Here is a 24,103-nt window from a genome sequence, read left to right on the forward strand (position 1 = left end):
GGCATCACGGCTATTTCTCTCAGCTCGCAGCCTTCAGCCGGGCGAAGCCCGCTTCGAGATCGGCCTTGAGGTCTTCGAGGTTCTCCAACCCGATATGGATGCGCACCGTCGGCCCCTTGTAGTCGGGCGTCGTCGCCGTGCGGTAGGCGCGGCAGTCGAAGGGCAGGACGAGGCTCTCATAGCCGCCCCAGGAGGCGCCCATGCCGAACAGCGTGAGCCCGTCCAGCATCGCGGCGACCGCCTTCATCGAGACCGGCGCGAACTCGAAGGCGAAGAGCGAGGAGGCGCCGGTGAAGTCGCGCTTCCAGAGGGCATGGCCAGGGTCTTCCGGCAGCGCCGGATGCAGCACGCGGGCGATCTCCGGGCGCGCCTGCAGCCATTTCGCCATCTCGATTCCGGCTGGCATCTGCTCCTTGAGGCGGATCGCCATGGTCCGCATGCCGCGCAGCGTCAGGAAGGCGTCCTCCGGGGCGACGATGACGCCGAGCTCTTCCCAGGCCTTGCGCAGGGTCTTGTAGAGCTCGGGCGTGCGGGCCGAGATCGTGCCGATCAGCACGTCGGAATGGCCGGCATAGTATTTCGTGCCGGCCTGGACCGAGATGTCGACGCCGAAGGCGTGGCTGTCGAAATAGAGCGGCGTCGCCCAGGTGTTGTCCATCATCGTCAGGATGCCGCGCGCGGCGGCGGCCTTGGCGATGGCCGGGATGTCCTGCATCTCGAAGGTCTGGGAGCCGGGGGCCTCGGTCCAGACCGCCTTGGTGTTCGGCTGGAACAGCTTGGCGATGTCGGCCCCGACCAGCGGGTCGTAATAGCTGACCTCGACGCCCATCCGCTTCAGGAAGGAATCGCAGAAATTGCGCGTCGGCCGGTAGACGCTGTCCGTCACCAGCACATGGTCGCCGGCGGAGAGGAAGGCGAGGAAGGGCAGGGTGCAGGCGAGCAGCCCCGAGGGGGTCACCACGACGCCGGCGCCACCCTCGATGGTGTTGGCCGCGGCCTCGAGCGCGTCGAGCGTCGGGTTGCCATGGGTGCCATAGGTGTAGCGCGCCTTCCGGGCGAGGAAGTCCTCCGTGTTCGGGTAGATGACCGTGGAGCCTCGTACGATAGGAGGATTGACAAAGCCGTAGCTGTCGCTGGGGTCGCGGCCGGCGAGGGCGAGGCGGGTCCGTGTGCCGAGGCGGGCAAATTCAGAGGAGGGCAGCTTTTTCATGGAACCGATGCGGCTGGAGCGGAAGGCGAGGCGGCCGGGCTTGACCGTCTTGCCAAGTTCGCATGTGATGATTGTGGCGAACAAGTGGCGGCTGCGGCGGATGGCCGTTGCTTGACGCTCATGGGTCGCTCTGGCAATCGACTTGTTTAAGGGGACGCCGCCTCATTGCTGGGAACGACAGAGCGGTTTGGGAGCCGCCAGCGGCGAACCGGATTTTCGAGCGTGTCCGGATCCTCCGGTATGCTTGTTTCAACGGGAGAGTTACGATGAAAAAGCTTTTGGCAGCCGCCCTCTTTGCAGGAGCCGGGCTCGCGATTTCCGCAACGGGCGCCTCGGCCCAGGCCACACTCGCGCAGGTCAAGCAGCGCGGCATCCTGAACTGCGGCTCGAATCCCGGCCTCGCCGGTTTCGGCGTGCCGGACGCGCAGGGCAACTGGACCGGCCTCGACGTCGACGTCTGCCGCGCCGTGGCCGCTGCGATCTTCAACGATCCGGCCAAGGTCAAGTTCATCCCGCTTTCGGCCAAGGACCGCTTCACCGCGCTCCAGTCCGGCGAGGTCGACCTGCTCGTCCGCAACTCGACCTGGACGATGACCCGCGACGCGTCGCTCGGCATCGCCTTCACCGGCGTCAACTACTATGACGGCCAGGGCTTCATGGTTCGCAAGAAGCTCGGCGTGAACTCGGCGCTGCAGCTCAACGGCGCCTCGGTCTGCACGCAGCAGGGCACGACGACGGAGCTCAACCTCGCCGACTACTTCCGCGCCAACAACCTGAAATACGAGGTCGTGGCCTTCGCGACCGCCGACGAGACCATCAAGGCCTATGATGCCGGCCGCTGCGACGCCTTCACCACGGACGCCTCGGGCCTCTATGCCGAGCGCCTGAAGCTCGCCGCCCCGGACGATCACATCGTTCTGCCGGAGATCATCTCCAAGGAGCCGCTCGGCCCCTCCGTCCGCAACAATGACCCGCAGTGGTTCAACCTGGTGAAGTGGGTCGGCTACGCGATGCTGAACGCCGAGGAGCTCGGCGTCACCAAGGCCAATGTCGACCAGCAGGTGAAGTCCGACAATCCGGAGATCAAGCGTCTGCTCGGCACCGAGGGCAAGTTCGGCGAGCAGATCGGCCTGACCACCGACTGGGTCGTCCGGATCGTCAAGCTGGTGGGTAACTACGGCGAGTCCTTCGAGAAGAACGTCGGCCAGGGCTCGCTGCTCAAGATCGCCCGCGGCCAGAACGCGCTCTGGACCAAGGGCGGCCTGCAATACGCTCCGCCGGTTCGCTGAGCGTGCCATCGGGAGGCGCCGGATCGTCCGGCGCCTCTTCGCGATATCGCCCGGCGCCATGATCTGGGCCATGGCCCGGGCGGACCGCGACGACATCGGCCGCTCATCGGCTGCAACGACCGGTTTTGCCATGGGAACAGCGAGGATAGCCCATATCTTTGCGCTGACTGCCGCCGCGGCGATTATCGCCCCGGAGGCCCTGGCGAAGGGCGATCTGCTGGCGCAGGTGAAGGCCCGCGGGACGATCCTCTGCGGCGTCGCGCCATCGCTGCCCGGCTTCTCCATGCCTGACAGCCGGGGCAACTGGACCGGCCTCGACGTCGATCTCTGCCGCGCGCTGGCCGCCGCGATCTTCGACGATCCGGCCAGGGTGACCTTCGTGCCGCTCTCCTCGCAGGACCGTTTCACCGCCTTGCAGACGGGGGAGGTCGATCTCCTGTCGCGCAGCTCGACCTGGTCGATGACGCGCGACACGGCGCTGGGGCTGCGTTTCGCCGGGATCAATTTCTACGGCGGCGAGGGCTTCATGGTCCGCAAGGCGCTCGGCATCGCCTCCGCCACGCAGCTCGGCGGCGCCACGATCTGCGCCGAGCAGGGCACCACCACGGAGCTCAACGTCGCCGATTTCTTTCGCCGTCACGGCCTGCGCAGCGAGATCGTCACCTATCGCGGCAGCGACGAGACGGTCGATGCCTATGGGGCCGGCCGTTGCGACGCCTATGCCTATGATCGGGCCGGGCTCGCGATCCAGCGCAGCAGGCTCGCCGCGCCGCAGGATCATGTCATCCTGCCCGAGACGATTTCGAAGGAGCCGCTCGGGCCGGTGGTGAGGCAGGGTGACGAAGGCTGGTTCGGCTTGGTGAAGTGGACGCTGTTCGCCATGCTCGATGCGGAGGAGCTCGGCGTGGGCCAGAACAACGTGGAAGCGATGCGGGCCTCCGAGCGGCCGGATGTCCGCCGTCTTCTCGGCCTCGAAGGCGATTTCGGAGGAGCGCTCGGGCTCTCGCGCGACTGGGCCTACCGGATCGTTCGCCATGTCGGCAATTATGGGGAATCCTTCGAGCGCAACCTCGGCCGCGGCTCGCCGCTGGGGATTGAGCGGGGTCTGAACGCGCTCTGGACCGGAGGTGGGTTGCATTACGCGCCGCCGGTGCGCTGAAATCGGCCGGCGCAGGAGGCAGGGGCGCCGAACGGCCGGAAGCCTCGGGCTTCCGGATTGAAACGAGAAGAAGACCGCCGGAAAGGTGGTCCGGGACTTGCTATGAACGCGGCGAGAGCGGGACCAACCCGCTCCGACAGGGGAATGACGATGAAGAGTTCGATCGAGAGGCTGCGAGCGCGGCCGGTTTCTTCGCAGCCGAGCCCGGCGGATGGGCCGGCGAGGCGGTACCCGCACGCCTTGGCGACAGGGCGTCACAGGCGCGGCGCATCCGCCATCGCAGGAAGCGCGATCGACGACGGACAGGAATGATCAGAGACAATCGGTCCGGACCAAACGGCCTTCGGTGGAGTCGCACCGCCGCAGGATCGCCGGCCTCAACAAGCGAAGAAAAAAGGGCGTAACAGGTGTCGAGCATCCCGACCGAAACGGTATCACCCGGCAAGGCGTCGTTATTCTACGATCCGAAGATCCGGGGCTATGTCTATCAGATCGTTCTGCTGCTGGTGGTCGGCTTCCTGATCTGGTCAGCCGCCTCGAACGTCATCGAGAACCTGCGGGCGCAGAAGATCGCCTCGGGCTTCGGCTTCTGGCACAACGCGGCCGGCTTCGACGTCAACCAGAAGCTCATCCCCTTCAGCGCTTCGGGCTCGACCTATGGTCAGGCGTTTTTCGTCGGCCTGCTGAACACGCTGCTCGTCGCCGCGCTCGGCATCGTGCTGGCGACGATCATCGGCTTCTCGGTCGGCGTCGCGCGGCTCTCCAGCAACTGGATCATCGCCAAGCTGGCGATGATCTATGTCGAGGTCATCCGCAACATCCCGCTGCTGCTCCAGCTCTTCTTCTGGTACAACGCGGTGCTGAAGCCCCTGCCGGACGCGCGCAATTCGATCTCGCTGCCCGGCGGCATCTATCTGAACAACCGCGGCATCATCTTCCCGAACCCGCAATTTGCACCGGCCTTCGAGTGGGTGGTGATCGCTTTCCTCATCGGCATCGCGGGCTCGATCGCGTTCTACATCTGGGCGCGCGGGCAGCAGGCCAAGACGGGGAAGCAGTATCCGAACGGCTGGGTGGCGTTCGGCCTGGTCATCGGCATGCCCTTGATCGTCTTCCTGCTGGCCGGCCAGCCGCTATCCTTCGAGTATCCGCAGCAGGGCCGCTTCAACCTGACGGGCGGCCTGCAGATCTTCCCCGAATTCGTCGCGCTCCTCGTCGGCCTGTCGACCTACACGGCGGGCTTCATCGCCGAGGTCGTGCGCGCCGGCATCCTCGCTGTCTCGAAAGGGCAGACGGAAGCCGCCAACGCGCTCGGTTTGAGGTCGGGGCCGACCCTGAAGCTCGTCGTCGTGCCGCAGGCGATGCGCGTCATCATCCCGCCGCTGACCTCGCAATACCTCAACCTCGTCAAGAATTCGTCGCTGGCGGTGGCGATCGGCTATCCCGATCTCACTCAGGTCTTCATGGGCACGGTGCTGAACCAGACCGGCCAGGCCGTCGAAATGGTCTCGATTACGATGGGGGTCTACCTCACGATCTCGCTTGTGACCTCGTTCGCGATGAACATCTACAATAAGCGCATGGCGCTGGTGGAACGGTGAGGGCGTAAGCGATGACCGACGCAACTCTCGACAACGCACCCAACGCCTTCGTCCGCAGGGAAACGCTCGCGCAGCAGCCGGCGCCGCTCTCGGTGGCCGGCCCGGTGGCGTGGATCCGCTCGAACCTGTTCTCCAGCCCGCTGGGCACGGTCCTGACGCTGGTGAGCCTCTACATCGTCATCGTCGGGGTGGAGGACCTGGTGCGGTTCTACATCCTCGACGCCGTCTGGACCGGTGCGAACCGCGAAGCCTGTCTCGCCGACAAGATCGGCCGGCCGGTCGGCGCGTGCTGGCCTTATGTGGTCGATCGTTTCCAGTATTTCGTCTACGGCTCCTATCCGGTCTCGCAGCGCTGGCGGGTCAACATCGTCTTCGTGATGTTCGCGCTCGGCGTCGTCTGGCTCCTCTGGAACAAGGCGCCGCTGAAGAAGCTCGGCGCCTTCTTCTTCTTCATCATCCTGCCGCTCAGCGGCTTCATCCTGCTGCTCGGCGGCGCGACGGCCGAGGGGCTGCTGCGCAATCTGCTGCTGCTCAGCGCCGCGCTGGCGGTGCTCTACGCCGTGGTGTCCTTCGTGCCTTCGCTGGCGTTCTGGACCCCTGCGCCGCTGCTGGCGGCGGAGCGCGAGGCGTCGCCCTGGCAGCGCTTCTACCGGCCGAAGCGGCTGATCCTGATGGCGCTCGTCGTCTTCGGGCTGATCGCCGTCATCCAGCAGCAGCTCGGTCTGCCGCGGGTCGATACCGGCCTGTGGGGCGGCATGACGGTGACCTTCCTGATCTCGGCGGTCGGCATCGTCTTCTCGCTGCCGCTGGGTGTCGTCCTGGCGCTGGGACGCCGCTCGCGGCTGCCGATCATCCAGCTGCTCTCGGTGATCTTCATCGAGTTCGTGCGTGGCGTGCCGCTGATCACGGTGCTGTTCATGGCGAACACCATGCTGCCGCTCTTCGTGCCGCAGGAATATTCGCCGGACCGGCTGCTGCGGCCGCTGATCGGCGTCGCGGTCTTCGCCTCGGCCTATATGGCGGAGGTCATCCGCGGCGGCCTCCAGGCGATTCCGAAGGGGCAGTTCGAAGGAGCGATGTCGCTCGGCCTCGGCTACGGGCAGATGATGCGCCTGATCATCCTGCCGCAGGCGCTGCGCATCGTCATTCCCGGCATCGTCAACACCTTCATCGGCCTGTTCAAGGACACGACGCTGGTCGCGATCGTCGGCATCTTCGACTTCCTGAACACGATCCAGGCGACGCTGGTCGATCCGACCTGGGCGACGCCGACGACGCGGACGACGGGCTATGCTTTTGCCGCGATCTTCTATTTCCTGTGCTGCTGGGGCATGTCGCGATATTCGATTGCGGTCGAGAAGCGCCTGGCTGCCGGCCAAAGACGTTGAGAGGGACAAAAACCATGGCAATGGCCGAAACCAAGATCACCGACACCCGCCCGGCAGCGCTGAAGCCGACCTCGTTGAAGACCGCGACGGCGGTGGAGATGGTCGGCGTCAACAAGTGGTACGGGGAGTTCCACGTGCTGCGTGACATCAACCTCAAGGTCTCCCGCGGCGAGAAGCTGGTCATCTGCGGCCCGTCCGGTTCGGGCAAGTCGACGATGATTCGCTGCATCAACCGGCTGGAGGAGCACCAGAAGGGCCAGATCGTCGTCGACGGCACGGAGCTCACCAACGATCTCAAGAAGATCGACGAGATCCGCCGCGACGTCGGCATGGTCTTCCAGCACTTCAACCTGTTCCCGCATCTGACGATCCTGGAGAACCTGACGCTGGCGCCGATCTGGGTCCGCAAGATGCCCAAGAAGGACGCCGAGGAGATCGGCATGCACTATCTCAAGCGCGTCAAGATTCCCGAGCAGGCTCATAAATATCCGGGCCAGCTCTCGGGCGGCCAGCAGCAGCGCGTGGCGATCGCCCGCTCGCTCTGCATGAGCCCGAAGATCATGCTGTTCGACGAGCCGACCTCGGCGCTCGACCCCGAGATGGTCAAGGAGGTGCTCGACACCATGGTCTCGCTGGCGGAGGAGGGCATGACCATGCTCTGCGTCACGCACGAGATGGGCTTCGCCCGCCAGGTCGCCGACCGCGTCATCTTCATGGACGCCGGCCAGATCGTCGAGATGAACACCCCCAACGAGTTCTTCAAGAACCCGCAGCACGAGCGCACCAAGCTCTTCCTCAGCCAGATCCTGCACTGAGAAGATGGGGTTAGATCGAATTGCGAAAGCGCGCCGGGAAACCGGCGCGCTTTTCTTTTTCGTCGAGCATTGCGTCGTGGTGGAAGCGCGAGTCATCCCGGACGCAACCCTCGGGTCCGATCTTCGATCGGCCCAAGGATAAACTCCGCGCAGATCCGGGATCCATGCCTGAATCTCGATCGGAGGCGCTCCAACATGGATCCCGGGTCAAGCCCGGGATGACGGCGGAGGTTCTGGGTAAAATCACGACGGTCCAATGCGGAAATCATGCGGCCGGCGCCCGCGAACGCCGTTGCGCCGGACCGCGCGGCATCCTATTCTCACCGGCGATGGGGATGGAGTTCCCCCGAAACCGCCCGTGAGGGCTGATGACTCCTACCGCACGAAACTGCGGTGGGAAGCCGTCCGCAGCCCGCCGCAAGGCGGGTTTTTTCATGCCCGTCGACAAGGGAGCCGAAGCGAGCATGTCCTTCTCGACCGTCGTTTTCGTCATGATCGGAGGCGCGCTCGGTACGCTGGCGCGCTACCTCATCTCCGTGCTTGCGCTGCCGATCAGCGGGAGCCTGCCCTGGGGCACCATCCTCATCAATATCGCCGGCTCCTTCGTCATCGGCTTCTTCGGCACGCTGACGCTGGCGAGCGGCCGCTTCCCGGTGTCCGAGCCCGTGCGCCTGTTCGTGATGGTCGGCCTCTGCGGCGGCTTCACCACCTTCTCGTCCTTCAGCCTGCAGACGCTCGACCTGTTGCGCAGCGGCGAGACGGTGCGGGCGGCGATCAACGTCGTCGCCTCCGTCGTGCTCTGCGTGACGGCCGTCGCGGTCGGCCACGCCGCCGCCACCCGGTTCAACGGTGATCCGCGCATCGCTCAGATGGTCATGGAGGAGGAGGCCTGAAGCTTCCTCCCTGGGCAAGCCTTGCGGCCTACTTGCCGTCGCGCGCCTTCACGGCGTGGTCGGTGAAGTCGGTGAACATGCCGTCGATGCCGAGCGCCAGATGGGCCTTGTATTCGGCAACCGGGTCGTTGTTGTAGTCGGCCGCGAGCCGGTGCGCCTCGCTGCGATAGGCCCAAGGGTGGACCACCAGCCCGGCCGCATGCGCGTCCTTCACCACATTGGTCGGCGCGATGACGTTGCGGTCGCGCTCGTCGATCTTCCCGTCGCCGTTGAGGTCCTTCGGCTTGCCGTCCGGGCCGATCGTCTGCCGGGCGCCGATCAGATAGACCTTCCAGGGGCCGACGCCGTCGGCATAGGTAGCGATCTCCTTGAGGCCCTCCGGCGACAGCATGTCGGGGAAGGTGCGGTTGTCGCCGAGCACCGCGAAGTCGTAGGGCCGGTCGAAGGGGGCGGCCAGCGTGACCTTGCCGTCCTTGTCGACGCCGTCGCCGTCAACGAGCTGCACGAGCCGGAGCTGCGTCTTCTTGCGCAGATATTTCAGGTTCGCCGTCTCGAAGCTCTGGATGAAGACCGGGGAGCTCTTCTGCGTCCAGCCTGCGTCCGTGAGCATGTCGAGCAGCTTGTCCTCGAAGGCGAGGCCGAGCGCTGCGTGGTAGGTCGGGTGCTTGGTTTCCGGATAGATGCCGATGGTCCGGCCGGTGCGGGCGCTCTCCGCCTTGGCGAGGTCGATCACCTCCTGGAAGGTCGGGATCTCGTATTTGCCGTTATGCGACTGGTCGCGGTCGGCAAAGGCCTGCTTGGCCCGCAGCGTCTTGATCTCGGCCAGCGTGAAGTCGTTGGCGAACCAGTCCGCTGTTTCGATGCCGTCGAGCTTGCGGGTGGTCTTGCGGCCGGCGAATTCCGGGCGGTCGGCGACATCGGTGGTGCCGCTCAGCATCGGCTCGTGGCGCACGACCAGCACGCCGTCCTTGGTCGAGACCAGGTCCGGCTCGATGAAGTCGGCACCGAGTGCGATGGCGCGCCGGTAACCTTCGAGCGTGTGCTCCGGCAGATAGCCGCTGGCGCCGCGATGGGCGATGACGAGGGGCGGTTGGCCCGAAAGCGTCGGCGCGGACTGCGCGCCGACGGTCAGCGGTTGCAGCGCCAGGGCGGCGAAAAGCGATGTCGAGAAAAGCAGCGTCTTCTTCATGATGGGCCTCGGCTCGCGAAAGGGCGCGCGAAGCTAGGCCGCGGGATGTGACATCCCCATGAAGTGCGTTCGCGCCTGTGCGCTGCCGGCCGGAGACGACCGACTGCGAACCGGACGTCAGGAATCTGTTTGGAAACTCTCGACCCTGCTCCGAGAGGCCATTCCGGGCGGAATGACGGCTCGGGATGAGGGTTCAGGGCGTTTCCAAACGGAACCTCAGCGGTGATTCTCGAGCGTGGTCTTGGCGTCGAGGCGCTTGGCGGGCGGCGGGGTCAGATCGGCCTGCGGCTGGGTGGCGCAAGCGGCGAGAGCGAAGGCGAAGAGGCCGAGAACGGCAAGGCGGGCGGCATTTTTCATGGTGTCGTGTCCCATTGGCCGCGACATGCGGTTGCATCGTCTTTCTGCTTATGAAACGACCGCGTCAAGAACATGCCGCCGCGATACCCATGCCGCAGCGACATGATGGAATGCGTTGAAACTGACCTTGCCCTTGTTTCGCGGCGCCATGCCCCAGCGGCCCGCGCCAGGATCGAACGACCATGACGCCAGCCGCCCGGATCAGCGCCGCCATCGAGGTGCTGCAGGACATCATCGAGCGCCGTCGCCCGGCTGCCGACGCGCTCAAGGATTGGGGCCTGTCGCGCCGCTTCGCCGGCTCCAAGGACCGCGCGGCCGTCGCCTCGCTGGTCTATGACGCGCTGCGCCGCAAGGCCTCCTCCAGCTACGCCATGGCTTCCGAGGAGCCGCGCGCGCTGGTGCTGGGCATGCTGATGGGCCTGCGCGGCCTGCCGCTCGCCGAGATCGCCGCGCTTTGCTCCGGCGAGAACCACGCGCCCGCGCCGCTCAGCGCCGACGAGACGGCCCTGCTCACCGCCTTCTCGGATGACGATGCGCCCGACTGGATTCGCGCGGACGTGCCGGAATGGCTCTGGCCCGCCTTCGAGGCGGCGTTCGGCGCGATGGCGGTGGAGGAGGCGCGGGCCTTGGCGGCGCGCGCGCCCGTCGATCTGCGCGTCAACCGGCTCAAGGCTGGCCGTGATGCGGTGCTGAAGGATCTCGCCCATCTCCAGCCGGAAGAGGGCGCCTGGTCGCCCGACGCCCTGCGCTTCCAGCCCGGCCATGACGGGCGCGGCCCGTCGCTTCAGACTGAAGCCCCCTTCTTTGCCGGTGCCTTCGAGATCCAGGACGAAGGCTCGCAGCTCGTGACCTTGCTTGCCGGCGCGAAGCCCGGCGATACGGTGATCGATCTTTGCGCCGGGGCAGGGGGCAAGACGCTGGCGCTGGCAGCCCTGATGGCCAATCGCGGCAATCTCTACGCCACCGATCTCGACAGCCGCCGCCTTGCCCCGCTGCATGACCGGCTGGCGCGCTCGGGCGCCGACATCGTCGATATCCGCATTCCGCGCTCGCGCGGCCACGAGCCTTTGGCGGATGTCGCCGGACAGGCCGATCTCGTTCTGGTCGATGCGCCCTGCACCGGCTCCGGCACCTGGCGGCGCAATCCCGATGCGAAATGGCGCGTGCGCCCCGGCGCGCTCGCCGAGCGGATCAAGGACCAGGCCGAGGTGCTGGCCCGCGCCGCCAGGCTGGTGAAGCCGGGCGGGCGCATCGCCTACATCACCTGCTCGATGCTGCCGGAGGAGAACGACGAGGCGATCCGCGCCTTCCTCGGCCGTCACCAGGGTTTTGCCGCGGTGGCGCCGATCGACGTGCTCACCGGGGCCGAGAGCGACTTCTCCCTGCTCGCCCGCTTCGCCACGGAATTCGGCCTGCAGCTCTCGCCGCGCCGGACCGGGACGGACGGGTTCTATCTGGCTTGCCTGCGACGCGGGGATTGAGGCGGGGGCAGCCATTGCGCGCGCCCGCATGATCCATACTCTGCGGCCGCATCGGATTGCCCCGAAAAGTGGGTTCCACTTTTCGGTCCGATGCTCTAACGGGACGCGATGACGAGCGCTCAGCCCCATCACGACTCCATCCTCATCATCGATTTCGGCTCGCAGGTGACGCAGCTGATCGCGCGGCGCATCCGCGAGATCGGCGTCTATTGCGAGATCGCCCCGTTCCAGTCGGCGGGCGAGGCGTTCCAGCGGCTGAAGCCCAAGGGCGTGATCTTCTCCGGCGGCCCGGCCTCGGTGCCGGACGAGGGCAGCCCGCGCGCCCCGGAGGCGGTGTTCACCGCGAATATCCCGCTGATGGGCATCTGCTACGGCCAGCAGACCATGGCGCATCAGCTGGGCGGCAAGGTCGAGGGCGGCCATGCCGCCGAGTTCGGCCGCGCCGATGTCGAGATCGTCGCGCCCTCGAAGCTGTTCGAAGGCGTCTGGGAGAAGGGCGCGCGCTATCCGGTCTGGATGAGCCATGGCGACCGCGTCACCGAATTGCCGCAGGGCTTTTCGGTCAAGGCGACTTCAGAGAACGCCCCCTTCGCGGTGGCAAGCGATGAAGCGCGGCGCTTCTACACCACGATGTTCCACCCGGAGGTGGTCCACACTCCGGATGGCGGCAAGCTGCTGCGCAATTTCGTCGTCGAAATCTGCGGCTGCAAGCCGGACTGGAGCATGTCGGCCTATCGCGCCGAGATGAGCAAGAAGATCAAGGAGCAGGTCGGCACCGGCCGGGTCATCTGCGGGCTTTCCGGCGGCGTCGATTCGGCGGTGGCTGCGGTGCTGATCCATGAGGCGATCGGCGACCAGCTTACCTGCGTCTTCGTCGATCATGGATTGATGCGCCTCGGCGAGGCCGAGCAGGTCGTGACCCTGTTCAGGGATCACTACAACATCCCGCTCGTCCATGTTGAGGCCGAGGAGCTTTTCCTCTCCGAGCTGGAGAAGGTCGGTCCCGATCCGGAAGCCAAGCGCAAGACCATCGGCCGCCTCTTCATCGAGGTCTTCGACGCGGAAGCCGCCAAGATCGGCGGCGCCGATTTCCTGGCACAGGGCACGCTCTATCCCGACGTGATCGAGAGCGTCTCCTTCTCCGGCGGGCCTTCGGTGACGATCAAGAGCCACCACAATGTCGGCGGCCTGCCCGAGCGCATGAAGATGAAGCTCGTCGAGCCGCTGCGCGAATTGTTCAAGGACGAGGTCCGCGTGCTCGGCCGCGAGCTCGGCCTGCCCGAGGCCTTCGTCGGCCGCCACCCCTTCCCGGGGCCGGGCCTCGCCATCCGCTGCCCGGGCGAGATCACCAAGGAGAAGCTCGACATCCTGCGCAAGGCGGATGCGATCTATCTCGACGAGATCCGCAAGGCGGGCCTCTACGACGTGATCTGGCAGGCCTTCGCCGTGCTGTTGCCGGTCCGCACCGTCGGCGTGATGGGCGACTACCGCACCTACGACCATGTCTGCGCTCTGCGCGCGGTGACTTCGGTCGACGGCATGACGGCGGATTTCTATCCCTTCGACATGAATTTCCTCGGCCGTGCGGCGACCCGTATCATCAACGAGGTCAAGGGCATCAACCGCGTCGTCTACGATGTGACGTCGAAGCCGCCCGGCACGATCGAGTGGGAGTGACAGGAGCGTCGTTTCGGATACTGCGGGAAACCGTGTCGTAGTGTAGGCGGTTTACACACCTCGACAGTACCGAAAATGTCCGCTTGCGAGACTTTGTGCTCGGTCGGCTTCAGAGCGATTCCCAAAAGATAGCGGACATTCCTGCTTGGGCGTCGCGGACCGCGAAAGATGGGGCTGCATCCCTTGACCAATCTGATGCCATCGCCTAGATAATTGAGCATCTACTCACTCAATATCGTTAGGCCGAAATATGGCGCGTCCCGTCAGTGAAGAAAAGCGACAGGCGCTGCTCGATGCAGCGGCCGAGTTCGTGGCCAGCCTGGGCACAGGCGCGTCCACGGCCAAGATCGCAAAGGCTGCTGGCGTTTCCGAGGGGACGCTGTTCACTTACTTTCCAACCAAGGACGATCTGCTGAATCAGCTCTTTCTGGAGATCGAGACCGACCTCACAGAGACGATGCTGGCGCCATATCCCGCGAACGCCTCCGCCCAAGATCGGCTATTCGCGGTCTGGAACCGTCTGATTGATTGGGGGGTGGCTCATGCCACAGCGCGCAAGGCCCTTCGCCAGTTGAAGGTGTCGGATCGCGTGACGGCGGAAAGCCGGAACCGGTGTCACGCCATGCAGCGAGATGCGCGAACGATGGTGGAGGAGTGTCTCGCCGGCCATACCGCGCCTGACAGGATCGCCTTCTACATCGATACCATTCTCTTCGATTTAGCCGATATCAGCATCAACGCGGTCGCGGCCAAACCCCAGGAAAGTGACGCCATCCGGCAGGCCGGGTTCGACCTGTTCTGGAAGGGGTCCGCCGCTTAAATTTTAACTCATAAATGAGTATGTAGTCACTCATAGACAGGGATCGAAAGTGTCGAATAGTAAGGGTTTCACCGAAGCCAACGTCCCCGAACAAACGGGAAAAAGCTTCATCGTCACAGGCGCCAACGCCGGCGTAGGATTTGAAATCGCGCGGGTGCTTGCCGCCAGGGGCGCGCGCGTCCTGCTTGGCTGCCGCGAGCAGACTAGGGCGCAGGATGCCATTGCGCGGATCAAGCGGATCACGCCGAATGCGGATCTCATCTGGTTGCCGCTGGACCTCGGTGACCTGGACAGCATTCGCGCCGCAGCCGAGATCGCCGCGAAGGAGTCCCGGATCGATGCGCTCATCAACAATGCCGGGGTCATGAACCCGCCGCTGACGCGCACGAAGCAGGGGTTTGAATCGCAGTTCGGCGTCAATCATCTCGGCGTGTTCGCGCTCACTGCGCTGCTCCTGCCTAAACTTGCGGAGACTCCGGGAGCGCGGGTGGTCGTGACCTCGAGCGTCGCACATCTGAAGGCCAAGATCGACTGGGACGACCTCAACGCCGACAAGAGTTATGTCAAGACCGAGCGCTACGGCGCCAGTAAGTTGGCGAACGCGCTGTTCTTCTTCGAGCTGGATCGTCGCCTGCGTGCGGCGAAGTCGCCCGTCACAGCCATCGGCATTCATCCTGGAGTCGCTGCCACAAGTCTTGGCCGTCACATGGGGCTGATCCAGACCGTCGGCCCAATCGTCGGCCTGTTGCTCAATAGCGCCGACAAGGGCGCGTGGCCGGCACTTCTGGCCGCGACCGGCGAGGTGAAACCCGGAGGCTATTATGGTCCCACCGGCTTTGGCGGAATCCGCGGTGTAGCCGGCGAAGCAAAGCGCGCGCCGCATGCCGAAGATTCAGCGCTCGCGAAGCGGCTGTGGGAAGCATCCATCGCCATGACCGGCATCGATCCAGGCTTGCCGGCCGCGTGACCTCACGAGGCGACAACGGTTAAAATCAACAGCGTGGATTTTTACAGATCCCATGTCGGCTTATTGTTATCCAAGCTAAGAAATTTATATTGAAATCAGATGCTTATGGTCAATCCGAACAGTCTGCTGGGAGTGGCCGCGGGTCAGTCGTCTCACCAGATAAGCGGTATCAGGCGCCAGCGCACGCGGCGCGCGTAATCGTCATAGCCCTCGAGGCCCGTCCGCAGCGCCTGCTCCTCGATGCCGATCCGGATGCCGAACAGGAGGGCGAGGATGGGGACTGTCGCAAGTCCCCACCACGAGCCGAGCACGAGCGACGTGCCGGCGATGTAGAAGAGCGAGCCGAAATACATGGGATGGCGGACGATGGCATAAGGGCCTGTCGAGATGACCGCCTGTCCGCGATCCTTTTGTATTTTCACGACCGGCGCCGCGAAGCTGTTCGTGCGCATGACCCAGTAAACGAAGACCAGCGCCGCCAGAAGAAGGGCGCAACCTGCCCACTGCACGGATGGCGGCATGGTCGACCAGTGCCAGCGCGCCGCATCGGCTGCCATGAAGCCCATGCCTCCGAAGATGAGGAGCAGGATCGGGACGAGAACCAGCTTGTCGGCTAGAGGCTGGTCCTTCTGCATGGGCGACTTCAGGCGTTCTCTAAGGAGCCCGGGATCGATACGCGCCATGATCGTCCCAAACAGGATCGAAAGCGCGACCATCAGGCCGAGATAGAGCCAGCCGCCGGTGTAGGCCATCGTACCTGCGGCGCCGAAGATGATCGCGCCCATGAAGCCGAACCAGACGATCGTCTGGAGGATAAGATTGAGAACGAGACTCATTGCCTGCCTCTCGCGTCGAAGCTGTTGATCCTTCCGCGCGGCATACGCCGCTGCGGGAGTTCGTTTCTCACCGGGGTCGCCGGCCACGCTTCCAGCGGCTCATGGCGTCTTCCATGGCGCCGCGCATCACCCGATAGAAATCGGCCATCTCGTCGAGACGCGCGCTTGCCGTTTTGGACGCGGCGATTTCGGCTCCGGCGTTCAACTGTTCGGCCAAGGCGTCGAGCAGGCGGTTCTGCTGCCGGATCATGACTTCGTAATCGTCTGCCACGGCATAGAGCGCACGCTTTGTCCCGGGCTGACTATGGCGACGCGCCAGCGTGTAACTCTCCAACAGTCGCGCGGCGACGCTTGCACTGCTCTTGCTGATCTCGAGGCCCTCGGTGATCTGGTCGAGGCTGGCGGGGCCGGGGCAGAGAAGCAGATAGCCATAAAGGCGAGCCGCGACGGGCGGCACGCCCCAGGGCGTGAGCAGCCGGGCCACGTCCTCCACGAACCGTTGCTCATCCTTGCTGGGCTTGTTTGATATATTCGGCATATTCCGAATATAGGGGAAATGTGACTGGCGGCAAGCCTCAACAGCGATGCCTCATGACAGTCTTCGAGCGCAAAATCGCGGTGTGCCCCGGTCCCGGGTCCGGGCGGTGCGAGAGGAAAATCACGATTTACGAATGTTCCTGATTTGTTCTAGAATGTCGCCCTCGGCCATTTTTTCGAAGGAGGCGACCATGGAACGGAGTGTCCGGCTGCCCGAACGGGCCCATTATTTCTTCGCGCTTCTGCCCAATCCGATCGCAGCGGCCGCGGCCGACCATATGGCCTGCGCGCTGCGCAATTGGTTCGATCTGTCCGGCAATCCACGCGGTATCGGCAAATACCACGTCACGCTTTGGGGATGGCCTGAACGTCGCGAACCGGATTCGCAGGAACTCGCCTTGATGCACTGCGCGGCGGGACGTGTCAGGCAGGATGGCTTCAAGCTGCGGCTCGACGAAGTCGCGACCTTCGCCCAAGGATCGGAGAAACCGGCGCTCGTCATGACCGGCCAGGACAGCGTGATCGGGGCAGACCGGCTTCACGACGCGTTGGATCGGGAACTGAGGGTAGGCGGCTTTCGGGGCAGGCGCTCTCCCTGCCATCCTCATCTGACGCTGCTCTATGCCCGCTTTCGGACGAAGGCGTTCCGCGTGCGGCCGCTGGGCTGGCGCGTGGCGGACTTCGCCCTGATCCGGAGCGTTCCGCACCAGCCTTATGAAATCCTCGGCCGCTGGCCCCTGGCCAATCGCTGATCGTGCACCATCGCAAACCGGCTTTGCGAAGCTAATGCGGTTGCCCCGTTGCCTTGAGCCCATCCGGCTCTATCGTGCCCGCCCGAAGCTCTCCCGATTCAACCGGAGCACCCGATGGCCGATCTTTCCGCTTTCCCGATCACCAAGCGCTGGCCCGCCAGCCATCCCGACCGCATCCAGCTCTATTCGCTGCCGACGCCCAACGGCGTGAAGGCCTCGATCGCGCTGGAGGAGCTGGAACTGCCCTATGAGCCGCATCTGATCGACATCGGCAAGAACGAGACCTGGGGACCGGAATTCCTCTCGCTTAACCCCAACGGCAAGATCCCGGCGATCATCGACCCCGATGGGCCGGACGGGAAGCCCTTCGGTCTGTGGGAATCCGGCGCGATCCTGCTCTATCTCGCCGAGAAGACCGGCAAGCTCCTGCCGAAGGACCCTGCCGCCCGCTACGAGACCATCCAGTGGGTCTTCTTCCAGATGGCGGCGATCGGGCCGATGTTCGGCCAACTCGGCTTCTTCCATAAATTCGCCGGGCGCGAATATGAGGACAAGCGCCCGCGTGATCGTTACGCGAACGAAAGCAAGCGCCTGCTCGGCGTGCTGGAGGACCGGCTGGGCAGCCGCACCTGGATCATGGGCGACGACTATACCATCGCCGATATTTCCATGCTCGGCTGGGTGCGCAACCTCGTCGGCTTCTATGGCGCCGGCGAACTCGTCGACTATGCCAGCCTGACGCATGTGCCGATCTGGCTGGAACGCTGCCTGTCGCGCCCGGCGGTGCAGCGCGGCCTCGACAGCCCGAAGCGTCCGGCCTGAGGCGCGCTCGGTATGACGACGACGATCTACGGCATCAAGAACTGCGACACGATGAAGAAGGCGCGCGCCTGGCTCGACAGCCACGGCGTCGCTCACGCCTTCCACGACTATAAGGCGAGCGGCATCGACCGCGCCTCGCTGGAAGGCTGGGTGAAGGAGCATGGCTGGGAGACGGTGCTGAACCGTGCCGGAACGACCTTCCGGACCCTGCCGGATGCCGAGAAGCAGGGGCTCGACGCTGGCAAGGCGATCGCGCTGATGCTGGCTCAGCCCTCGATGATCAAGCGCCCGGTGCTCGATCTCGGCAAGGGCAGCACGATCGTCGGCTTCAAGCCGGAGGTTTACGAGGCGGCGGTCGCGGGGAAGTAGAAGAACCGGGTCATCCCGGACAAGCCGCGTAGCGGCGCCGATCCGGGATCCATGGCTGAGCCTTTCCGATGAAGGTTCCGGCATGGATCCCGGGTCTTCCTGCGGTGGCCCGGGATGACGATCTGATCGGGATTCCCGGTGATGACGCATGGCCCATCCGGCGCGCGGGTCTCTTCCCTAAACCGGCGCGCTGCTCTACCTCGCAGGCTATGACCGTTCAGTCCCAGCCCATGCAGCCGGACATCGCTGCCACTCCCGAATTCACCTTCAAGGTCGCGGCCCGCGACGGCGCAGCCCGCACCGGCGCGATCAGCATGCCGCGCGGCGTCATCCGCACGCCGGCCTTCATGCCGGTCGGCACGGCCGCGACCGTCAAGGGCATGTATCCCGAGCAGGTGAGGGCGCTCGGCGCCGATGTCGTGCTCGGCAACACCTATCATCTGATGCTGCGTCCGGGGGCCGAGCGTATCGCGAGGCTCGGCGGGCTGCACAAGTTCATGAACTGGCCTCACCCGATCCTGACCGACTCGGGCGGGTTCCAGGTGATGTCCCTGTCGCAGCTCAGGAAGCTGACCGAGGAGGGCGTCACCTTCCAGTCGCATATCGACGGCTCGAAGCATGTGATGACTCCCGAGCGCTCGGTCGAGATCCAGAACCTGCTCGGCTCCGACATCGTGATGCAGCTCGACGAATGCGTCGCGCTGCCCTGCGAGGACAAGGTGGCCGAGAAGGCGATGCGCCTGTCGCTGCGCTGGGCCGAGCGCTGCAAAACGGCCTTCGGCACCCATCCGGGCCGCGCGCTGTTCGGCATCGTGCAGGGCGGGGCTGTGCCGAGCCTGCGCGTCGAGAGCGCACGCGAGCTCGCCGCGATGGATCTCAAGGGCTATGCCGTCGGCGGGCTCGCGGTCGGAGAGCCGCAGGAGGTCATGCTGGCGATGATCGAGGCCGTCGAGCCGCATCTGCCGCAGGAGAAGCCGCGCTATCTGATGGGCGTCGGCACGCCCGACGACATCGTCGAGGCGGTTTCGCGCGGCATCGACATGTTCGACTGCGTGATGCCGACGCGCGCCGGTCGCCATGGCCAGATCTTCACCCGCTTCGGCCGGATGAACCTCAAGAACGCCAAGCACGCCGAGGATCCGCGCCCGATCGACGAGCAATCCGCCTGCCCGGCCGCGAATGGCTGGTCGCGCTCCTATCTCCACCATCTGGTCAAGGCCGAGGAGATGCTCGGCAAGATGCTGCTGACCTGGGTGAACCTCGCCTATTATCAGGAGCTGATGGCCGACCTGCGTGGTGCCATCGCGGCCGGGCGCCTGGCCGATTTCATCGCCGAGACGAAGGAAGGCTGGGCCAGGGGCGAACCCGGAAGCAGCCCGGCGTGACCGTTACCGATCCCGGCCTGCTGCTCGTCAAGATGGCGATCGCGGCCGCTGTGGTGGTCACCTGTTCGCTGATCGCCGAGCGCAGCGGGCCGAAGCTCGCGGCGATGATCGCCACCTTGCCGATCTCGCTCGGCCCGGTCCTGTTCTTCCTGGCGCTCGAGCACGAGCCGGCCTTTATCGCCGAGAGCGCCCGCGGCACGATGCATTCCAACGTCGCCAATGCCGGCTTCGTCCTGGCCTATGTCCTGGCGGCGCAACGCCTGGCGACGCTGCCGAGCCTTGCTGCCGCGCTGACGGCCTGGATCGCGGTGCTGCTCGGGGTGCGAGCCCTGTCGCTGGCGGCTTTGCCCCTGACGCTGCTCGCCACGGTCGCGCTTGTCCTGGTCCATCTCCTGGTGCGGCCGTTTCTCGCTGCGCGGCCTTCCGTCCTGTCCAAGCGGGCCTGGTTCGCAGTCCCGCTGCGCGCCGCTTGCGTCGCCGCCCTGGTCGGCGGCGTCACCGTGGCGAGCCATCAGGTCGGGGCGAACTGGTCGGGCATCCTCGCCGGGCTCCCGCTGGTGCTGTCGAGCCTTGTCCTGATCTTGCAGCCGCGCATCGGCGGGGCCGCGACCGCCGCCCTGATCGGGAATGGCGCGCTCGGCCTGCTCGGCGTCGGCCTCGGCCTGGCCGTGCTCCACTTCACGGCCGTCCCGCTCGGCTCAGGACCGGCGCTGGCTCTCGGATTGCTGTTGTCGATCTGCTGGAATCTCGGGCTCCTGGCGCACCGGCCGGCGCCATGACGCCACGAACAGCCCGCTGACGATCAGACCGAATCCGGCGAGCTGCATCGGGCCGGGGAGCTCGCCCAGCACCGGAATGGCGAGCGTTGTGCCGGTGACAGGGATCAGCGGCGGAAACCGCCCGACCACGGCGGCGCCCAGCACATGCGCGGCCCAGCCCCAGAGCCACAGACCCAGGATGACGTTGACGACGCCCTGATAGAGCGCATGCAGGAGGAGAACCCACCAGGGCGCGATGTCGAAGCCGCGGAAGAAGAACAGGAAGTAGATCGGCAGATAGGCGAGCGACAGCACCGAGACGATCACCGCCCCCTTGAGGCCGTCGATCTTCCAGAGCTGGATCAGCAGTGGGTAGAAGCCCCAGAGCAGCCCGACGCCGAGGAAGCAGAGATCGCCCCTGAGCGTCTCGGACGCCGCCCCGCTGCTGCCGGCGAAGGCGAGGAAGCTCAAGCCGCAGATCACGCCGAGGATGCCGACGATCAGCGGCGCGGAGAGCCTTGCTCCGAACAGGACGACACTGCCGACGATGCCGATCACGGTCACGGTGCCGGGGCCGATCGTGGCGCCATGGGCGGCGGGTGCCATCGTGAGGCCGGTCAGCATCAGGAAGGTCATCGGGAAGCCGCTGGTCGCCGCGAGCCAGAGGCCGCGGTTCCAGCCGACGCCGCCACAGGTGGCCAAGCCGCCCCCGCGCAGGAAGAGCGGCATCAGCAACAGGCCCGCCGTCGCGAAACGCAGTGCCATCAGATCATGCGGACCGACGCCGTTGAGCATGGCGTGCCGGCTGACGACGAAGTTGGAGCCGAAGATCAGCACGCTGAGCAGCATGCCGGCGACGGCGAGCCGGCGTCGGCGGCGCTCCTTGTCCTGAGGTGCGGGAAGGCTGGCGACGCGCTGATCCATGCGCTGGCATAGCGCGATTGCTGCACTGCCGTTACGGGCCGTTGCGCATGGCGCCCGCGCTTGCGGATGCGAACCGCAATTGCGCCCCGGTTCGGCCCTTCTGCCGCCCACAGGGCAGGGCTTGTTGGCTCCCGCGAGCCAAAGGGGCAGCGAGCGATCCGGAGTGGCAGCGATGTCCAGCACCCTCTATCCACCCAGCCCGGCAGCGATGGCGAGCCGGCTCGGCCACCACCTCCTGCTTTCGCTGGGCGTGGTGACGACTGTTGCTTTGCTCGCGGCGCTGCCTGCGCTTCTGTCCGGTACGGCGCCCGGACAAGGAGCCCGCGCCGCGATCGGCAATCAGGCGTCCGTACCGGCGCTGGCGATGCTGCGGAACGGCAAGATCGCCGACCGGCTGGAGCGCATCTCGGCCGGGGGCGCGGAGATCCTGGCCAACGCGCCGGTCACGCCGGCGGCGCTGGCGATGCCGATGTCGTTGAATTGGCCGGAAATCGGGGAGTGGGCGCCGCCGCAGCTCGCGATGCTCTCCGAGCGCCGGCCGCGGGCGGGCGACAGCACGCCCCGTGCAGTGTCGCGCCGGAGCGCTTCGCCGACGACCCGCGCCGTTGCGGCATCGGGGCCGCTGGTCATCCTGCCCCCCGCCGCGGCGACGGCGATCGAGATCGCCTCGACGGCCGAGACGTCCCACGACGATTCCTGGAGCCGTCTCGTGATCGCACCGGCGACGAAGGTCGTCGATGCCGTTTCGGGGGCTGCTGGCGGCGTGCAGGCCGTCGGCTCCTGGGGCCTGTCGCAGGCGAGCGGCCTGCTGCCGCGCTGGTGAGCGCGGCAGCGCGGGCCTCGATCAGGCGAGGGCCTTCAGCGCGGCGCGGCCGGCATAGATCGCCTGCGTGCCGAGTTCTTCCTCGATGCGCAGAAGCTGGTTGTACTTCGCGGTCCGGTCAGAGCGGGCGAGCGAGCCGGTCTTGATCTGCCCGCAATTGGTGGCGACGGCGAGGTCGGCGATGGTCGAGTCCTCGGTCTCGCCCGAGCGGTGCGACATCACCGCCGTGTAGCCGGCGCGCTGCGCCATATCGACGGCGGCGAGAGTCTCGGTCAGCGTGCCGATCTGGTTGACCTTGACCAGGATCGAGTTGGCGGTCTTGCTCTTGATGCCGCGCGACAGGCGCTCGACATTGGTGACGAAGAGATCGTCGCCGACGAGCTGGCACTTCGCCCCGACGAGGTCGGTCAAAGCCTTCCAGCCCTCCCAGTCATCCTCGGCCATGCCGTCCTCGATCGAGACGATCGGGTAGCTGCCGACGAGCTTGGCGAGGTACTTGGCCTGCGCCTTGGGATCGCGCGTCTTGCGCTCGCCCTCATAGACATAGGAACCGTCCTTGAAGAACTCGGTCGCGGCGCAGTCGAGCGCCAGCGCGATGTCCTCGCCCGGCTTGTAACCGGCCGCCTCGACCGCCTGCATGACGAAATCCAGTGCCGCTTCCGCCGACTTGATGTTGGGGGCGAAGCCGCCCTCGTCGCCGACATTGGTGTTGTGGCCGGCGTCGTGCAGCTTCTTCTTCAGCGTGTGGAAGATCTCCGAGCCCATGCGCAGGCCTTCCGCGAAGGAGGTCGCGCCGATCGGCATCACCATGAATTCCTGGAAGTCGATCGGATTGTCGGCATGGGCGCCGCCATTGACGATGTTCATCATCGGCACGGGCAGGACGCGGGCCGAGGTACCGCCGACATAGCGGTAGAGCGGCAGGCCGGACGCCTCGGCAGCAGCCTTGGCGACGGCAAGCGAGACGCCGAGGATGGCGTTGGCGCCGAGCTTGCGCTTGTTCGGCGTGCAGTCGAGCTCGATCATCGTCTGGTCGATCGCGGTCTGGTCCTCGGCGTCCATCGCGACGATCGCCTCGGCGATCGCGACATTGACCGACTCGACAGCCTGCAGGACGCCCTTGCCGAGATAGCGCGACTTGTCGCCGTCGCGCAGCTCCACCGCCTCATGCGCGCCGGTCGAGGCGCCGGAGGGAACGGCGGCGCGGCCCATCGAGCCGTCCTCGAGCACCACATCGACCTCGACCGTCGGATTGCCGCGGGAATCGAGGATCTGGCGTCCGATGATGTCGATGATGGCGGTCATGGCAGGCTCCGGAGAAGGGGCAAGCGGGAAGGACAGGCAGCTTCTAGAGGCTGTTCCCGGCCTTGGCTAGACATGGGGTGGGGTCAAGCCGGCCGGCGCGTCATGGCGCGGGAAGCCATCATGAGGCCTCCTTGTTGGTTGCGCATCGCGGCAAGGCCGATCGCGTTTTTCTGGCCCGCGCGATCAGGCGAGAGGAGACTGTGTGAAGAGCGGCTACTCTGGAACGCGGACCGGCAAGGCGTGGCGCGATGATTGCGGATTTTTCGATGGTTTTGGCGCTTCGCCTCATCGGGAAACAAGCATGTTCCAGAATATGTCCGCTCGTCGTCGCCCCTCTCTCGCCCTTGTCCTGTTCTGGTGCGCGCTGACCGTCGCGTGGTGGGTCGGCCTGTGCCTCTACGCCGGCAGGCCGATCTGGTTCTGGTGATCACGCCTCGTCATCCGGCGTGGCGAAATAGCTGCCAAGCAGGAAGCCGCTCTGGAGCGCGAACAGATAGCCGATCCAGATGAAGAGGGTGAAGAAGCTCAGCTCTCCGCGGATCAACCAGAGCGGAAAGAAAAAGAGCGTCAAGGCGGCGCTGGCAATGACGATGGCCGGATAGCCATAGGACAGGCCAATCAGAATACCGAGTAGAAATAATATACCCGCAATTATCATAAAATTATCGGGATCTGATCCGTTACGCCATTGATTTGCACTATGATGTTGCATGGTGCGTCGCAAGGATGCGTGTGGAAGATCGATA

Annotated in this window: 25 protein-coding genes and 1 riboswitch; of the genes, 17 read left to right on the forward strand and 8 right to left on the reverse strand. The window is 65.5% G+C overall.

Features of this window, described 5'->3' with window-relative positions; translation table 11 throughout:
- Nucleotides 1-19: 19 nt before the first annotated feature.
- Nucleotides 20-1,210, reverse strand: a complete 1,191-nt coding sequence (gene metC, locus IED13_RS04520) for a cystathionine beta-lyase (RefSeq protein WP_112762345.1) — start codon at nt 1,208-1,210, stop codon at nt 20-22.
- A 266-nt stretch (nt 1,211-1,476) separates the two neighbouring features.
- Between metC and IED13_RS04525 the strand changes: the two genes are divergently transcribed.
- The 6 genes from IED13_RS04525 to crcB all read left to right on the forward strand — a co-directional run bounded on the left by IED13_RS04525 (nt 1,477) and on the right by crcB (nt 8,355).
- Nucleotides 1,477-2,499, forward strand: a complete 1,023-nt coding sequence (locus IED13_RS04525; protein ID WP_038368079.1) for an amino acid ABC transporter substrate-binding protein — start codon at nt 1,477-1,479, stop codon at nt 2,497-2,499.
- Between the two features lie 130 nt (nt 2,500-2,629).
- Nucleotides 2,630-3,658 (forward strand): amino acid ABC transporter substrate-binding protein, encoded by a 1,029-nt coding sequence (locus IED13_RS04530; protein ID WP_191123600.1) that lies wholly within the window; start codon nt 2,630-2,632, stop codon nt 3,656-3,658.
- Nucleotides 3,659-4,065: 407 nt separating this feature from the next.
- Nucleotides 4,066-5,259 carry an amino acid ABC transporter permease gene (locus IED13_RS04535; protein ID WP_248311273.1) on the forward strand — a complete coding sequence of 398 codons (1,194 nt, stop codon included), beginning with the start codon at nt 4,066-4,068 and terminating at the stop codon, nt 5,257-5,259.
- An 11-nt stretch (nt 5,260-5,270) separates the two neighbouring features.
- The gene (locus IED13_RS04540) at nt 5,271-6,647 is read left to right on the forward strand and encodes an amino acid ABC transporter permease (protein WP_038368076.1); all 1,377 of its coding nucleotides are present in this window, start codon (nt 5,271-5,273) and stop codon (nt 6,645-6,647) included.
- A 20-nt stretch (nt 6,648-6,667) separates the two neighbouring features.
- Nucleotides 6,668-7,462: an amino acid ABC transporter ATP-binding protein gene (locus IED13_RS04545; RefSeq protein ID WP_370954309.1), complete on the forward strand. Its 795-nt coding sequence runs from the start codon at nt 6,668-6,670 to the stop codon at nt 7,460-7,462.
- 322 nt (nt 7,463-7,784) lie between these two features.
- Nucleotides 7,785-7,847, forward strand: a riboswitch (Fluoride riboswitch).
- A gap of 79 nt (nt 7,848-7,926) precedes the next feature.
- Entirely contained in the window at nt 7,927-8,355 is a 429-nt protein-coding gene (gene crcB, locus IED13_RS04550) for a fluoride efflux transporter CrcB (protein WP_038368783.1), read from the forward strand.
- Between the two features lie 28 nt (nt 8,356-8,383).
- Here the strand turns inward: crcB and IED13_RS04555 are convergent, their stop codons facing one another.
- Nucleotides 8,384-9,544: a glycerophosphodiester phosphodiesterase gene (locus IED13_RS04555; RefSeq protein ID WP_191123501.1), complete on the reverse strand. Its 1,161-nt coding sequence runs from the start codon at nt 9,542-9,544 to the stop codon at nt 8,384-8,386.
- 216 nt (nt 9,545-9,760) lie between these two features.
- Nucleotides 9,761-9,901, reverse strand: coding sequence for a hypothetical protein (locus IED13_RS04560; protein WP_166653092.1), 141 nt, complete (start codon nt 9,899-9,901; stop codon nt 9,761-9,763).
- Nucleotides 9,902-10,083: 182 nt separating this feature from the next.
- On the opposite strand from IED13_RS04560, the gene IED13_RS04565 reads away from it, so the two are divergent.
- The 4 genes from IED13_RS04565 to IED13_RS04580 all read left to right on the forward strand — a co-directional run bounded on the left by IED13_RS04565 (nt 10,084) and on the right by IED13_RS04580 (nt 14,846).
- A complete protein-coding gene (locus IED13_RS04565) occupies nt 10,084-11,382 on the forward strand; it encodes an RsmB/NOP family class I SAM-dependent RNA methyltransferase (protein WP_113253033.1) in 1,299 nt (432 codons plus the stop codon).
- A 108-nt stretch (nt 11,383-11,490) separates the two neighbouring features.
- Nucleotides 11,491-13,059 carry a glutamine-hydrolyzing GMP synthase gene (gene guaA, locus IED13_RS04570; protein ID WP_191123502.1) on the forward strand — a complete coding sequence of 523 codons (1,569 nt, stop codon included), beginning with the start codon at nt 11,491-11,493 and terminating at the stop codon, nt 13,057-13,059.
- Between the two features lie 250 nt (nt 13,060-13,309).
- Entirely contained in the window at nt 13,310-13,879 is a 570-nt protein-coding gene (locus tag IED13_RS04575; protein WP_038368066.1) for a TetR/AcrR family transcriptional regulator, read from the forward strand.
- Between the two features lie 49 nt (nt 13,880-13,928).
- Nucleotides 13,929-14,846 (forward strand): oxidoreductase, encoded by a 918-nt coding sequence (locus IED13_RS04580; protein ID WP_191123503.1) that lies wholly within the window; start codon nt 13,929-13,931, stop codon nt 14,844-14,846.
- 152 nt (nt 14,847-14,998) lie between these two features.
- Here IED13_RS04580 and IED13_RS04585 read toward each other — a convergent pair whose 3' ends face one another.
- On the reverse strand, nt 14,999-15,682 hold the full coding sequence (locus IED13_RS04585) for a methyltransferase family protein (RefSeq protein WP_191123504.1): 684 nt from the start codon (nt 15,680-15,682) through the stop codon (nt 14,999-15,001).
- A gap of 67 nt (nt 15,683-15,749) precedes the next feature.
- Nucleotides 15,750-16,175 (reverse strand): GbsR/MarR family transcriptional regulator, encoded by a 426-nt coding sequence (locus IED13_RS04590; protein WP_260368325.1) that lies wholly within the window; start codon nt 16,173-16,175, stop codon nt 15,750-15,752.
- A 199-nt stretch (nt 16,176-16,374) separates the two neighbouring features.
- On the opposite strand from IED13_RS04590, the gene IED13_RS04595 reads away from it, so the two are divergent.
- The 5 genes from IED13_RS04595 to IED13_RS04615 all read left to right on the forward strand — a co-directional run bounded on the left by IED13_RS04595 (nt 16,375) and on the right by IED13_RS04615 (nt 20,326).
- The gene (locus IED13_RS04595; protein ID WP_191123506.1) at nt 16,375-16,971 is read left to right on the forward strand and encodes a 2'-5' RNA ligase family protein; all 597 of its coding nucleotides are present in this window, start codon (nt 16,375-16,377) and stop codon (nt 16,969-16,971) included.
- A 114-nt stretch (nt 16,972-17,085) separates the two neighbouring features.
- A complete protein-coding gene (locus IED13_RS04600; RefSeq protein WP_191123507.1) occupies nt 17,086-17,793 on the forward strand; it encodes a glutathione S-transferase N-terminal domain-containing protein in 708 nt (235 codons plus the stop codon).
- Nucleotides 17,794-17,805: 12 nt separating this feature from the next.
- Nucleotides 17,806-18,162, forward strand: a complete 357-nt coding sequence (locus IED13_RS04605) for an ArsC family reductase (RefSeq protein ID WP_191123508.1) — start codon at nt 17,806-17,808, stop codon at nt 18,160-18,162.
- 209 nt (nt 18,163-18,371) lie between these two features.
- Complete coding sequence (gene tgt / locus IED13_RS04610; RefSeq protein WP_404801881.1) at nt 18,372-19,547, forward strand: tRNA guanosine(34) transglycosylase Tgt; 1,176 nt, start codon at nt 18,372-18,374, stop codon at nt 19,545-19,547.
- A complete protein-coding gene (locus IED13_RS04615) occupies nt 19,544-20,326 on the forward strand; it encodes a hypothetical protein (protein WP_191123510.1) in 783 nt (260 codons plus the stop codon). The genes tgt and IED13_RS04615 overlap by 4 nt, the downstream gene beginning before the upstream one ends.
- Here IED13_RS04615 and IED13_RS04620 read toward each other — a convergent pair.
- The gene (locus tag IED13_RS04620) at nt 20,246-21,229 is read right to left on the reverse strand and encodes a DMT family transporter (RefSeq protein WP_113253039.1); all 984 of its coding nucleotides are present in this window, start codon (nt 21,227-21,229) and stop codon (nt 20,246-20,248) included. The two genes, IED13_RS04615 and IED13_RS04620, sit on opposite strands and share 81 nt — an antisense overlap.
- 172 nt (nt 21,230-21,401) lie before the next feature.
- On the opposite strand from IED13_RS04620, the gene IED13_RS04625 reads away from it, so the two are divergent.
- The gene (locus tag IED13_RS04625; RefSeq protein ID WP_191123511.1) at nt 21,402-22,052 is read left to right on the forward strand and encodes a hypothetical protein; all 651 of its coding nucleotides are present in this window, start codon (nt 21,402-21,404) and stop codon (nt 22,050-22,052) included.
- Nucleotides 22,053-22,073: 21 nt separating this feature from the next.
- Here the strand turns inward: IED13_RS04625 and eno are convergent, their stop codons facing one another.
- Nucleotides 22,074-23,357: a phosphopyruvate hydratase gene (gene eno, locus IED13_RS04630; protein ID WP_191123512.1), complete on the reverse strand. Its 1,284-nt coding sequence runs from the start codon at nt 23,355-23,357 to the stop codon at nt 22,074-22,076.
- A 301-nt stretch (nt 23,358-23,658) separates the two neighbouring features.
- Here eno and IED13_RS29055 point away from each other — a divergent pair, with 301 nt between their 5' ends.
- Nucleotides 23,659-23,784 (forward strand): hypothetical protein, encoded by a 126-nt coding sequence (locus tag IED13_RS29055; RefSeq protein WP_260368326.1) that lies wholly within the window; start codon nt 23,659-23,661, stop codon nt 23,782-23,784.
- Here IED13_RS29055 and IED13_RS04635 read toward each other — a convergent pair whose 3' ends face one another.
- Nucleotides 23,785-24,069, reverse strand: coding sequence for a hypothetical protein (locus IED13_RS04635; protein ID WP_133563851.1), 285 nt, complete (start codon nt 24,067-24,069; stop codon nt 23,785-23,787).
- Between the last annotated feature and the right edge of the window lie 34 nt (nt 24,070-24,103).

Source organism: Allobosea spartocytisi (genome assembly GCF_014764685.1).
GTDB classification, from domain to species: Bacteria; Pseudomonadota; Alphaproteobacteria; order Rhizobiales; family Beijerinckiaceae; genus Allobosea; species Allobosea spartocytisi.